Source organism: Pseudomonas sp. GW456-12-10-14-LB2 (assembly GCF_002884345.1).
Taxonomy (GTDB): Bacteria; Pseudomonadota; Gammaproteobacteria; order Pseudomonadales; family Pseudomonadaceae; genus Aquipseudomonas; species Aquipseudomonas paraglycinae.
Genome location: NZ_POHV01000025.1, coordinates 37301 through 50147 on the forward strand (window position 1 = coordinate 37301; position 12847 = coordinate 50147).

Below are 12847 nucleotides of genomic sequence, written 5' to 3' on the forward strand. Positions count from 1 at the left end.
TATGTACCTGATCAACGGAAAGCTTCACAACGACTGCACTCTGGAATTCGCGCTGGAACAACTTTATCCGGATTTGCCACAACGGTTGGCCACGGCGCTCGACACGTCGACTGTGCTTGGCGCAGCAGCCACTTTTGCCGAACGTCTGCAAGACCCGCACAGGGCATTGCCCATCGATGCCGAGCAACGTCAGTCACTGATCGAGTTCTGCCAACCCGCTGGCCTTCGGTGCAAGCTTGAGCGCGAGCTCGGCGAGCAACCGGACAGCCTGCGTCGCCTCGACTATCGCCAGTCACGCTTTGAACGCTGGAGCCCGCTGGGCCTGGTGGTCCACATCACCCCCGGCAATGCGCCGCTGCTGGCTTTTCTGTGCGGTGATCGAAGGCCTGCTGGCCGGCAACGTCAACTGGTTGCGCCCCAGCAGCAGCGATCAGGGTGTGACGGCGCAATTACTTCATGAATTGGCGCAGTGCGATGCGACCGGCCAGATCGCCGCGCATGTCGCCGTCGTTCCGGCCAGCACGGCCCAGATCGGTCAACTGTGCCAACAGGCCAACGGCGTTTCAGCGTGGGGCGGTGAATCAGCACTGCAAGCCATCCGCCAGCAACTGGCGCCCGGCTGTCGCTGGATCGACTGGGGCCACCGCATCAGCTTCATCTACCTGACACCGGCAGCGGTCACGCCGCAAGCCCTGGACGCCGTGGCCGATGAAGTCTGCCGCCTCGATCAGCAGGCCTGCTCCAGCCCGCAATGGCTGCTGGTGGACAGTGACGATGAAAACACTTTGCGTTCAATCGGCGAGGGCCTTGCCGAGGCGTTCGAACGCCGCGCCCGACACTGGCCAGCCCTGTTGCCGTCGATTCAGGAGGCCTCGGAAATCACCACCCGCACGGCGATGGCGCGACTGGCCCACAGCTTTGCCGGTGTCAGCGGTCAGGTCCGGCAAACACCGGACTGGCGCGTCATCTGGAGCCACGACCAGACACTCGGCCCCTCGCCGCTGTTTCGCAGCCTGTTGCTTAAACCCCTGCCGCGCGCGCAAGCCTGCGAGGTGCTCTTGCCTTGGCGAAACGTGCTGCAAAGCGCCGCGCTGATGTGTGCCGAACACGAAATGGCCGAACTGGCTCAAACGCTGATCGCTGCGGGCGTTACACGGGTTACCCCGGTGCAATTGATTCACGACGGCTACGAAGGAGAACCCCACGACGGTGTGTATGCCTTGCAACGCTTGAGCCGACGCGTGTCGGTCAGCCTGCCGGCCACGGCGCTGATAACCCGCGCCACGCTTGATCCGCTGCCGACACCACCCTGCCTGGCCGATGTGCCGATCATGAGCAAAGACACCTTTGTCACCCGCCCGATCCATCCGGCGGCCCGCTTGTACTTCCGCTCCGGCGGCAGCAGCGGCACCCCGGCGTTGGCCGGCTACAGCTACCGCGATTTTGATCGACAGATGCGCGCCACCGCCGACGGTTTGTTCGCGGCGGGTCTCGACCCGAGCCGCGACCGGGTGATGAACCTGTTCTTCAGTGGCGGGCTGTATGGCGGTTTCTTCAGTTTTTCCAAAGCGCTGGAGATGTTGGGGGTCACGCACCTGCCGATGGGCGCGCCGGCCGATGACGATTACCGCGAGATCGCGCAGATAATCATCGACCAACGCGTCACCGTGCTGGTCGGCATGCCCAGCACCCTGAACCGTCTGTTCCTCAATGAGCAGGCACGGCTGCGCGAATATGGCGGGATCGAAAAGGTCTTCCTCGGCGGCGAACACCCCGGTGAACAAAGCCTCGCGCTGATGCGCGACTGTGGCGTCGGGCTGATCCGATCGGCCGTTTACGGCAGTGTCGACGCCGGGCCGCTCGGCCATGCCTGCCCGGCCACCGGCGATGGCGTGTTTCATCTGATGAGCGATATCCAGCACCTGGAAATCGTCGAATTCGAGGCCGATCGGCCGGTGATCGGCGGTGAAACCGGGCGTCTGGTGTTCACCTCCATCGAACGTGAAGGGCAGGACGTGCAGCGCTACGACGTCGGAGACAGCGGTCGCTGGATTCCGGGTCTGTGTGACTGCGGGCTGCCCACACCGCGTTTCGAACTGCTGCAACGTCACGGCAGGTTGATGCGCATCGGCACGGACTTCATCTGCCTGGCGCTACTGGCGGAGCACCTGCAGACCGAGTTCCAGCTGATCCTCGAACATGCCCCCGACGGACTCGAGCGCATGCGCTTTCGCAGTCCACGGCAACCCGATGATGTTCAGCGTCGCCTGCTGGAGTATCCGACGCTGGCCACGCTCATCCAGACAGGTCTTCTGACCGTGGACGTGGAGGTCTGCTGCAGCGACGGATTTACCCGTAACAAACACAGCGGCAAGACACCGCTGCTGATTGACAATCGGGGTGTCGGTCCCCGCGCAAACAGGCAAGGAGCCGCTCATGAACACAGGGTTTGAACTGCAAGAACTGGTCACGTTTGCACGAGAGCATTCGGGCTTTTATGCGAACCACTTCGCCGACGTTTCCCTGCCCGTCACATCTCTGGAACAATTGCCGGTGATTGACCCCGTTGCTTACTGGAAAGGCAGTCATGACCTCGACCACTGGCCCGTCATGACGGCGCCTTTGAATGACGCGCTGATCCTCAAAACGGGAGGAACTACCAGTGACGGCAAGTTTTCACTGTTCCGGCGCGAGGAATGGCAGACGCTGGTGGCGGACTTCGGTCGCAGTCTCGGCTCGCAGTTGAGCCCCGGCGACCGCGTCGCCAACCTGTTTTTCGTCGGCGACCTGTATGCCAGTTTCATCTTTACCCACGATGCGCTGGCGCATGTACAAACGGAGGTTATCGAGTTTCCCTTCACCGGCCATATCGACCCAAGTGTCCTGGCCGATGCGATTACCCGGCACCGGATCAACGTCCTGGCCGGTGTGCCTGCCCACCTGTTGACCTTTGCAGCATGGCTAGAACAACACGGCCGGGTTCTGAAGGAAGTCACCACTCTGCTCTACGCCGGTGAAAGCCTGTTTGATGCTCAGTTGCAGCGGCTGGCGCGAGTCTTTCCCCAGGCCCGGGTGGCCTCCATCGGCTACGCCAGTGTCGATGCCGGATTCATTGGCGCCAGCCATCGTGACTGTGCCCTGGGCGAGCATCGGATCCTCGAAAGTCATGGTGTGCTGGAAATTCTCGACGAGCACACCGGTGAAGTGATCGATGAATGCGACCGGGTTGGGCGCCTGGTGATGACCAATCTCACTCGCCGTTTGATGCCCCTGATCCGCTACCCGGTGGGCGATCGTGCTTGCTGGCGAGAGCCGTCGGGAACGCCCCGGCGCAAGTTCGCGTTGATGGGCCGCTGCGCCGACAGCCAGCGCGTGCGGGTGGGCATACTGAACCTGCTGCCGCAATCGATCGGCGACACCGTATGGCGCGTCACCGGCAGCGATGATTGGCAACTGGTGATCGAGCAGGACGGCGCCATGGATATCCTGAGCCTGCACTGGGCGCCGGACGCCCTGACACCTGCGAACGCTGAGGCCGACCAGAGGCTGCACATTGCCTTGATCGAAGATTATCCGTTGATCAAGCAACTGAGCGCCGATCACCTGCTGGTATTGCGGATTCGCTGCTGCAAGGTTCAGGAACTGGCACGCCATCCACGCTCCGGCAAGCGTCAACGTGTGCTCGATCGGCGCGTCTACAACGGCACTGGCCAGGAGCCTTGCTGATGGAAGCGATCACCCTGCGAGGCTACCGCACCAGTGACGCTCCGGCGGTCAGTCGCCTGTTCAGAAAGATCTACGGCGACCATTACGCCCAGCCGCATGTGTATCTGCCCCGGATGATCAGCCAGAACCATGCCAACGGCCGCTGGCACTCGTTGGTGGCGGTGGCGAACGGTCAAGTGGCTGGGCATTCCACATTGATTCTCGACAAAGAATCTTCCCTCGCCGAACTGGCACTGAGCGTGGTGGATCCGCAGATCCGTGGGCAGAACGTCGCCACGCAACTGAGTCGACAGTTGCTGATCCATGCGCAGGCGCTGGGATATCAGGGGGTCACGATCAAGCAAATGACCCATCATCCCTACACCCAGAAAATGGCTGCCGGCCTTGGTTTTCACAACACCGGCTTGTTGCCCGACCATGCACCGTCGCCCTTTGGCGGCGCGGTGACGGAATCGCTGGTACTGGGTTACGCCCCGGTCGATGGTTATCAGCGCCCGCTGCCGGCCTTGACCTGGCCGGACGAATGCCGTGAGTTCATGCAGCAGATGTGCGACGTGTTCGGAACGCGGTCGAACGTGTCGCCCTGGGTCGGCGCACCGGCGCAGCTGGAACAGCGATGGGGGCGATATGACGGGATTTTCAGTGAAGTGGACGACAGTTTGATCAAGCAGCTGCAACAACTGCCCGGACATTGGCTGATTTCGATCAGGCTCAGGCTGGCACAAGGGTTTGACAATGCCTGGCGCCGGTTATCGACGATGGGGTTCGTGTTCAGCGGGCTGGCGCCCGATGACAGAAGTGCAGGATGGCTGGCGCTTTTTCATCGCGGTTTCCAGCCAAAATCCTTGACGCTGCATTGCCCGCAGATGCAGCGGTTGCATGACGGGATGCAGCGGCAGGTCGCCTTGCTCCCAAATCGCCCATAAACGAAAGGGCCCCCCCCCGTTCCCGGGGGGGGCCCCTGTCTATCATGCCTTGGCTTTGACACCTTGATCGGTAGGAGGCTTGCGCTCCCCGCCCTGACCGTAAGTCTGCAGGTTCTGCAGTACGTAAATGGCTTTCTTGTACTCGGGGATCAACGTATTCGCGTACTTGTTGCCCTTGAGATTGTTGTTCTGGATGGTATCCAGTTGTGTCGCGAAATATTCCAGCGCATTGAACTTGGCATCCGGATCCTTCTGGATGCCGAAGCGATCGAACTTGTCGCCGGCATTGAGCAAGGTCATGGACGTGATCTCGGAAATCAGGCCCCGGCCACGCAGCATTGCACTGAGGCTGCCCAGTTGCTTTGCCGAAACATTGGTGGGATCGAAACCCTTGATGTTCTTGTGCAGACCCTGCTTGTCCATCTCCGCGGTACTGATTGCGGTGGGGTCGTTGCCGACCAGGGCCAGCATCTGCTTGACCTTCACACTTTGAGAAACCGGTTTGCTCGAGCTTCCTGTATCTCGAACCAGCAAACCCGCCTTGGGTTGCCAGGCACCGGTATAGCCGATAGTCATGAGCAAGCTCCTTGCGAGGAAAACATGAAAAATTCCTTGTTGAACCACTTTTGAGTTGCCCGGAGTATCGGCCGGCAAACTAATGGCACCAACTCCTTTCTGCACTTTTTTACAATTTTTGTACATTCACGATACAAACCGGCAACAGCCCCGGAAATACAGGACTAGAGCGCATGACAATGTGATGAAAGTGGGTTTGTTGCTCTAATGTTCGGGACGGTTAGTATCGTGTATCAGACCCGATACGTTCCTTTGGTCGGGATCGCCTCTTTTAGGACGAAAGTACCTAAAGCTTCCCGAAGACCCGACGATACGTTAGGAAACCCGCGCTGTTTGTTTCCCCTGCCCACAATAAGAATCCCTGCTCAAGGACCGGTTTCCATGCCCGCATTCCGCACCATTCAGGCTCGTTACACGCTGTTTCTGGTTCTGTTCATTCTGTTGTTGTCGGTGCTCACCGTGGTTGGCATCAGCCAATTGGTCGCGCCCAAGTTGCGCCACACCGAAGAGCAAGTGGTGCTCAACCGCATTGCTGAAGTGGCCGAGCAAATCCAGGGCGAATTGAACAAGGTCCAGGCGCAACAGCGCAGCATTACCCAGACCATCCCGCTGCTCGACAGCGCGGCCATCGACACCGTGTTGCCGGGGCTGGTGGATCAATACGGCGAACTGAAAGTCTTCGGCGGCGGCATCTGGCCGCTGCCCGGTCAGCGTGAGGCCGGACGCAACAAGTTCAGTACGTTCTGGCACCGCGATGCCTCCGGCAAACTGGCGGTGAACACCTTCTGGAACAGCGACGCGGCCCCCAACTATTACGACCAGAGCTGGTACAAGGGCGGCATGCAGACCCCGCGCGGCCAATGCGCCTGGGCCGCTGCCTATAAAGATGACGCCAGCGCCGAACCGCGCACCAACTGCGCCATGGCCATCCAGAAAAACGGCAGCGCCTGGGGCGTCTCGACCATCGACGTGACATTGGGCTTCTTCAACGAGCTGGTGGCGCGCAAGGAAAAAGACCTCAACGCCGAAATGCTGATCGTCGAGGCCGACGGCAAGATCATCAGCAACAGCTCGCGCATCAGCGGGCCGATCGTGCTGAAGAACATCAGCGAACTGGCCGGCGGCTCGACCTTCGCCAGCCAGGTCAAGGCCGGACTGCAAAATCGCGAGCAGGCGCAGCGCGTCGAATTCGACAACCACGGTGAAGCCAGCACCTTCTTCATGCGCCCGATCGAAGGCACCCCGTGGTTCCTCGCCACCGCACTGCCGACCAAAATGCTCACCGCCCAGCGTGACGACGTGCTGAGCAGCCTGAGCCTGCTGCAGATTCCGCTGGTGATCCTGCTGGTGCTGTTGCAGGTCTACGCGATTCGCCAACTGGTTTCGCGCATGAAAGCGCTGAAAGCCAACATCGATTCGCTGTCCAGCGGCGATGCCGACCTGACCCGGCGCATCACCATCCGCGCTGAAGATGAACTCGGTGCCATCGGGCATTCGGTCAATACCTTCATCGCCTACCTGCAGAACATGATCGGCGAGGTCACCCAGGCCACCGGCGCCATGGCCTCGAGCCTCGACAACCTGCAGCGTACCTCGGCGCACACCAGTCAGATTCTGCTGCGCCACGCTTCGGAAACCGACCAGACCGTCACCGCCATCAACGAGATGAGTTCGACCGCTGAAAGCGTCGCCCAGAATGCCGCTGAAACCGCAGCCTTCACCCAGCGCGCCAACGAAAACGCCGACCGTTCGCGAGTGGTGGTTGGCGAAGCGTCAAGCAGCGTGGTCGCACTGATCGACGAAGTGGCCAGCGCCACCCACAAGGTCGAAAGCATGCAGCAGGACGCCCAGCGCATCACCGAAATCCTCGGCGTGATCGGCGCCATCGCCGGCCAGACCAACCTGCTGGCGCTCAACGCGGCAATTGAAGCAGCGCGTGCCGGAGAACAGGGCCGTGGTTTTGCGGTGGTGGCAGACGAAGTGCGTGCCCTCGCCGCCCGTACCCAGGCCAGCACCTCGGAAATCAACGAGATGTTGAGCCGCCTGACCCAGGGCGTCAGCTCGTCGGTCAGCGCCATGGAAAACACCCAGGCCAGTTGTCAGTCAGCCGCGGACGCCACTGCGCGAGTCAACAGTGGCCTCGACGAGATGGCCGGTTCGGTCAGCCACATCAACAGCCTCAGCACCCAGATCGCCACCGCCGCCGAGCAGCAAAGCGCGGTCACCGAAGAGATCAACCGCAGCATGGTGCAGATCCGCCACATGGTTGACGAGCTGGTGGAAAGCGGCCAGGCCAGCGAACTCAACACCCGTCAGCTGCTGGAAGCCAACAGCCGGGTGAGCGCGATCATGGGGCGCTTCAAGGTTCGCTGACGGTTTTGTCATCTTGCGCTCAGTGGCCTGTCAGCTTTGATCTACGATCATGTTGGCAGGCCTGCCCCGTATCACTTGGAAACACTCCGTTGATGCCCGGCAGGAAAAACAGGTCAAAATGCCTTCCTTTTTTGACCGTTCCTCCTTTGATCCGAGAGCCCTCCATGCGAAACCACCTGCGTCTGGCCGCCCTGAGCGCCCTGTTCATCTCCTCCCTGGCGCAAGCCGCCGACCTTATCCCGATCGAAGTCCACCGCGACGCCAACTGCGGCTGCTGCAAAAAGTGGATCAGCCACCTGGAAGCCAATGGCTTCAAGGTCGAAGACCACGTCGAATCCGACATGAGCAGCTTCAAGCAGCAACACGGCGTTCCGCCACGTCTGGCGTCCTGCCACACCGCAATCATCAATGGCAAATTCGTCGAAGGCCATGTCCCGGCGGAACAGGTGCTGGCCCTGAGCAAGCGTGACGACCTGCTGGGCGTTGCCGCACCGGGCATGCCGATGGGCTCGCCGGGCATGGAAATGGACGGCATGAGCGATGCGTATCAAGTGATCGGCCTGAAGAAAGACGGTGCCGATGTGGTGGTGGCGGATTACCCGGCCCATTGATGACGGCGGGTTATCTCGGGCTGTTCCTGGCCGCATTCGGTGCGGCGACGTTATTGCCACTGCAATCGGAGGCCGTGCTGGTCGGGCTGCTGGTCAGCGACCGTTATTGGTTGTGGGGGCTGCTGGCCGTGGCGACGCTGGGCAATGTCCTCGGTTCGCTGGTGAACTGGTGGCTGGGGCGCGGGCTGGAACGGTTTCAGGACCGGCGCTGGTTTCCGGTCAGCCCGAAGCACATGGCGCGCGCCCGCGTTCACTATCAGCGCTATGGTCACTGGTCCCTGCTGCTCAGTTGGCTGCCGGTGATCGGCGATCCGCTGACGTTGATCGCCGGGGTCATGCGCGAACCTCTTGGGCGATTCCTGCTGATCGTCACTCTCGCCAAAGGCGCCCGCTACGGGGTGCTGGCGATGCTCACCCTTGGCTGGCTCGGTTGAACGATCCGGCCCGGGGATTGCCTGTGTTTAACGTCGCCCTAATCCGGCCGTTCCAGCATCGGCCGATTTCTTGTGGAGTTGTCCTATGTCTGTGTCGCTGACCCGCTGGCTGCCCGGCCTGGTGTTGACCGCCGCCCTGCCCCTGCTTGCTCACGCCGAAGGCCCGCAATACGGGCCGGAGCTGCAAGGTTTCGATTATCCCTACACCCTCAAGCACTTTGCCTTTCAGTCCCAGGGCAAGTCGCTGCAGATGGGTTACATGGACGTCGCCGCTGATGGCAAAGCCAACGGACGCACCGTGGTGCTGATGCACGGCAAGAATTTTTGCGGCGCGACCTGGGACAGTTCGATCAAGGCCCTGAGCGAGGCCGGCTACCGGGTGGTCGCCCCGGACCAGATCGGTTTCTGCACCTCCAGCAAACCCGATCACTACCAGTACACCTTCCAGCAACTGGCGGCCAACACCCAGAAACTGCTCAAGGCGCTGGGCATCCAGAAAGCCACCCTGCTCGGCCACTCCACCGGCGGCATGCTCGCCACCCGTTACGCGCTGCAATACCCGGATCAGGTCGAGCAACTGGCGCTGGTCAATCCGATCGGCCTGGAAGACTGGAAAGCCCTAGGCGTGCCGTATCGCAGCGTCGATCAGTGGTATCAGCGCGAATTGAAAGTCACCGCCCAGGGCATTCGCGACTATGAACGCACGACCTATTACGACGGCCGCTGGAAACCCGAATTCGACCGTTGGGTCGACATGCTCGCGGGCCTGAGCAACGGCCCGGGCAAGACTCAGGTCGCATGGAACTCGGCGCTGATCTACGACATGATCTTCACCCAGCCGGTGTACTACGAGTTCAAGGACCTGAAGATGCCGACCCTGCTGCTGATCGGCACTTCCGACACCACCGCCATCGGCAAGGACATTGCGCCGCCCGAAGTGAAAGCCAAAATCGGCCACTACGAGGTGCTGGGCAAGCAGGTGGCAAAACTGATTCCTCAGTCCACGCTGGTGGAATTCCCCGGCATGGGCCACGCGCCGCAGATGGAAGAGCCGGCGAAATTCCACGAGGCACTGCTCGGCTGGCTGGACAAAACCAATCCCGTTCGTTGAAGAGGTAACGCTGATGGCGGTGCAGATTGCGGTGATCGATGACTGGCAGGACGTCGCGCGGGGCGTAGTTGACTGGTCGGTGCTCGACAGTCTCGGCGAAGTCACCTTCGTCCATGAGTACCCGGCGGACAACGCCACGCTGGCCGAACGTCTGGGCCAGTTCGAAGTGATCTGCGTGATGCGCGAACGCACACGCTTCGATGAAGACCTGCTCAAACGCCTGCCGAATCTGAAGCTGCTGGTCACCGGTGGCATGCGCAACGCGGCGCTGGACATGCCGGCCGCTGCTCGCCTCGGGATCAAGGTCTGCGGCACCGACAGCTATAAACACGCGGCGCCGGAACTGACCTGGGCGCTGATCATGGCCGCTACCCGCAATCTGCTGAACGAAGCCAATGCCTTGCGCGCCGGCCAGTGGCAGCAAGGCCTCGGTGGCGACCTGCACGGCAAGACCCTCGGCATTCTCGGGCTCGGCAGCATCGGTCAACGGGTGGCGCAGTTCGGTCAGGTGTTCGGCATGCGCGTGATCGCCTGGAGCGAAAACCTCACCGCCGAGCGCGCCGAGCAGGCCGGCGTCACTTATGTCAGCAAGCAGCAATTGTTCGAACAGGCTGACGTGCTGTCGGTGCACCTGGTGCTCAGTGATCGCAGCCGGGGGCTGGTCGATGCCCAGGCGCTGGACTGGATGAAGCCGACCGCGCTGCTGGTCAACACCGCGCGCGGACCGATTGTCGACGAGGCGGCGCTGATCAAGGCCTTGCAGAAACAGCGCCTCGGCGGTGCAGCCCTCGACGTGTTCGATCAGGAGCCGTTGCCGACCCTGCACCCGTTTCGCACCCTCGATAACGTGCTGGCCACGCCCCATGTCGGCTATGTCAGCCGCCAGAACTATGAGCTGTTCTTTTCGCAGATGATCGACAACATTCAAGCCTGGTCAGCTGGAGAACCGATCCGCCTGCTCAACTGAGCCTCCTCGCCTTCGCGGGCAATTCCTGCCCGTGAAGCAGCATCCGCTGTCCGCCCGCCAACACAACTGTGCGCACCGCAACAGTGCGCTCGCACTTTCCCGACGCCCAAAATCGTGACCGGCCGGTCACCATTTTGCATCATCAACCCTGCCAAACATGCACTTCGTCGGGGCGCCCGCCTTCCCAAAGCCACGGATTTCGTAAGCCCGCAACAGATTGTCGAACAATTCATCCGATTGCCCTGGCCCGCTCTAGGATCTGGCCTAGACTGGTTTTCGCGGGGTAAAACCGGCCGGTCATAAAGTCAAAAATTCGTCGAAACTTTTGCAGATCGCGGCGGGTCATCTGATAGGCAGGGCCAAAGCGACTGGTTCAAGTCTTGCAATGGCCCCCTCACCCATTCTGCTTGCACGTGTTGGGTAGCGTTTGCTCACCGATGCGTGGCGCGTTTGCGCCCGGCCACAGGACCTGGCCATGGACATCGCTTGTTCAAGACAAGAATCAGATCAAAAAAGACGGGAGATTCATATGATCAGTGCGGCATTGGATATTCAGGGAGAACGGGCTCATCAGCCGATGGGTGACTCGAGCACCGTAAGCGTTCCCGGCAGCCGATCGATCAGCGTCCCGGGCACCAAGACGCTGACGCCAGTGGCCAGTCAGAACCCGAACAAGAAGAAAGTGTTGTTCGTGACCTCGGAAATCGCCGATCTGGTGAAGACCGGCGGTCTGGGAGACGTCTCTGCCGCCCTGCCCCGCGCCATGGCGCACCTGCATGACGTCCGGGTGTTGATCCCCGGTTACCCGCAAGTGATGAACAGCGAGAATCCGATCCACATCATCGGCGAACTGGGTGGGCACGCCGCGCTGCCGCCCTGCAAGATCGGGCGCATGGACATGCCCGACGGTCTGGTGATTTATGTGTTGATCTGCCCTGAACTCTACGCCCGTGACGGCGGCCCGTATGGCGCCAACAACGGTCGCGACTGGCCGGACAACCACATCCGCTTCGCCCGTCTGGGTCTGGCCGCTGCCGATATCGCCGCCAACCTCGCACAAATCCACTGGTGCCCGGATCTGGTGCACGCCCACGACTGGCCGGCCGGGCTGGCACCTGCGTACATGCACTGGCGCGGGCAGCGCACGCCGACCCTGTTCACCATTCACAACCTCGCGTATCAAGGCGTGACCAGCCTCGGCTCTTGCCCGGAACTCGGGATTCCCGCCCATGCCCTGCAACAGGAAGGCATGGAGTTCTACGGCAAGATGTCGTTCCTCAAGGCCGGCATGGCTTATTCGAGCCACATCACCACGGTCAGCGCCACTTACGCGCAGGAAATCACTACCCCGGATTTCGGCTGCGGTCTGGACGGTTTTCTCGCCGCCAAGACCCAGCAAGGTTTGCTCAGCGGCATTCCCAACGGCATCGATGAAAGCTGGGATGCCGCCACCGATCCACATCTGTTTGCACCGTTTGCAATCGGCGACTGGGAAGGCAAAGCGGTGAACGCCGCCCATGTGCGCGAACTATTCGGTCTGCAAGATTCCGAAGGCCCGCTATTTGCCGTGGTCTCGCGTCTGGTCTATCAAAAAGGCCTGGACCTGACCGAAGCGGTATCGGAATACATCGTCCAGAACGGTGGCCAGATCGCGATCATCGGCCGTGGCGAACCGGAAGAAGAACAGGCCATGCGTGAACTGGCGCTGCGCTTCCCCGGCCAGATCGGCGTGCGCATCGGCTTCAATGAAACCGACGCCCGCCGCATGTTCGCCGGCAGCGATTTCCTGCTGATGCCATCGCGCTATGAACCGTGCGGCCTGAGCCAGATGTACGCCCAGCGCTTCGGCTCGCTGCCGGTAGCACGCAACACCGGCGGGCTGGCCGACACCATTGAAAACGGTGTTACCGGTTTCCTGTTCAACGAATCGACCGCGGACAGCTACCGCGAAGCCCTGAGCCGCGCGTTCAAGGTGTTTGCTTTCCCCGACCTGCTGCACGCCATGCGTTGCCGGGCGATGGCTGCGCCGTTCAACTGGTGTAAGGCTGTCGAACCCTACGCCGAACTCTACGAACAACTGGTGGCCAAGGCGCTGGGTAAAACGCACCACAAATAACCAGGGA

General features: G+C 61.2%; 9 protein-coding genes and 1 pseudogene. 9 read left to right on the forward strand and 1 reads right to left on the reverse strand.

Annotated elements, in window-relative coordinates:
• Position 1: 1 nt before the first annotated feature.
• The 3 genes and pseudogenes from C1X29_RS18130 to C1X29_RS18140 all read left to right on the forward strand — a co-directional run bounded on the left by C1X29_RS18130 (position 2) and on the right by C1X29_RS18140 (position 4652).
• Positions 2-2453 (forward strand): annotated as a pseudogene (locus tag C1X29_RS18130) (aldehyde dehydrogenase family protein).
• Positions 2437-3726, forward strand: coding sequence for a phenylacetate--CoA ligase family protein (locus tag C1X29_RS18135; RefSeq protein ID WP_102718031.1), 1290 nt, complete (start codon positions 2437-2439; stop codon positions 3724-3726). The pseudogene C1X29_RS18130 and the gene C1X29_RS18135 overlap by 17 nt, the downstream one beginning before the upstream one ends.
• Positions 3726-4652: a GNAT family N-acetyltransferase gene (locus C1X29_RS18140; protein ID WP_102718032.1), complete on the forward strand. Its 927-nt coding sequence runs from the start codon at positions 3726-3728 to the stop codon at positions 4650-4652. The genes C1X29_RS18135 and C1X29_RS18140 overlap by 1 nt, the downstream gene beginning before the upstream one ends.
• A gap of 42 nt (positions 4653-4694) precedes the next feature.
• Here the strand turns inward: C1X29_RS18140 and C1X29_RS18145 are convergent, their stop codons facing one another.
• A complete protein-coding gene (locus tag C1X29_RS18145; protein WP_102718033.1) occupies positions 4695-5228 on the reverse strand; it encodes a hypothetical protein in 534 nt (177 codons plus the stop codon).
• 381 nt (positions 5229-5609) lie between these two features.
• On the opposite strand from C1X29_RS18145, the gene C1X29_RS18150 reads away from it, so the two are divergent.
• The 6 genes from C1X29_RS18150 (at position 5610) to glgA (ending at position 12840) form a co-directional block, all read left to right on the forward strand.
• Positions 5610-7601: a methyl-accepting chemotaxis protein gene (locus tag C1X29_RS18150; protein ID WP_085745812.1), complete on the forward strand. Its 1992-nt coding sequence runs from the start codon at positions 5610-5612 to the stop codon at positions 7599-7601.
• 164 nt (positions 7602-7765) lie between these two features.
• Complete coding sequence (locus C1X29_RS18155) at positions 7766-8212, forward strand: DUF411 domain-containing protein (protein WP_007957572.1); 447 nt, start codon at positions 7766-7768, stop codon at positions 8210-8212.
• Complete coding sequence (locus C1X29_RS18160) at positions 8212-8646, forward strand: YqaA family protein (RefSeq protein ID WP_011333971.1); 435 nt, start codon at positions 8212-8214, stop codon at positions 8644-8646. Before C1X29_RS18155 ends, C1X29_RS18160 begins: the two co-directional genes overlap by 1 nt.
• Before the next feature lie 85 nt (positions 8647-8731).
• On the forward strand, positions 8732-9757 hold the full coding sequence (locus C1X29_RS18165; RefSeq protein WP_102686261.1) for an alpha/beta fold hydrolase: 1026 nt from the start codon (positions 8732-8734) through the stop codon (positions 9755-9757).
• Positions 9758-9770: 13 nt separating this feature from the next.
• Positions 9771-10724: a D-2-hydroxyacid dehydrogenase family protein gene (locus C1X29_RS18170; RefSeq protein WP_102718034.1), complete on the forward strand. Its 954-nt coding sequence runs from the start codon at positions 9771-9773 to the stop codon at positions 10722-10724.
• A 529-nt stretch (positions 10725-11253) separates the two neighbouring features.
• Positions 11254-12840: a glycogen synthase GlgA gene (gene glgA / locus C1X29_RS18175; RefSeq protein WP_085745816.1), complete on the forward strand. Its 1587-nt coding sequence runs from the start codon at positions 11254-11256 to the stop codon at positions 12838-12840.
• Positions 12841-12847 lie beyond the last annotated feature (7 nt).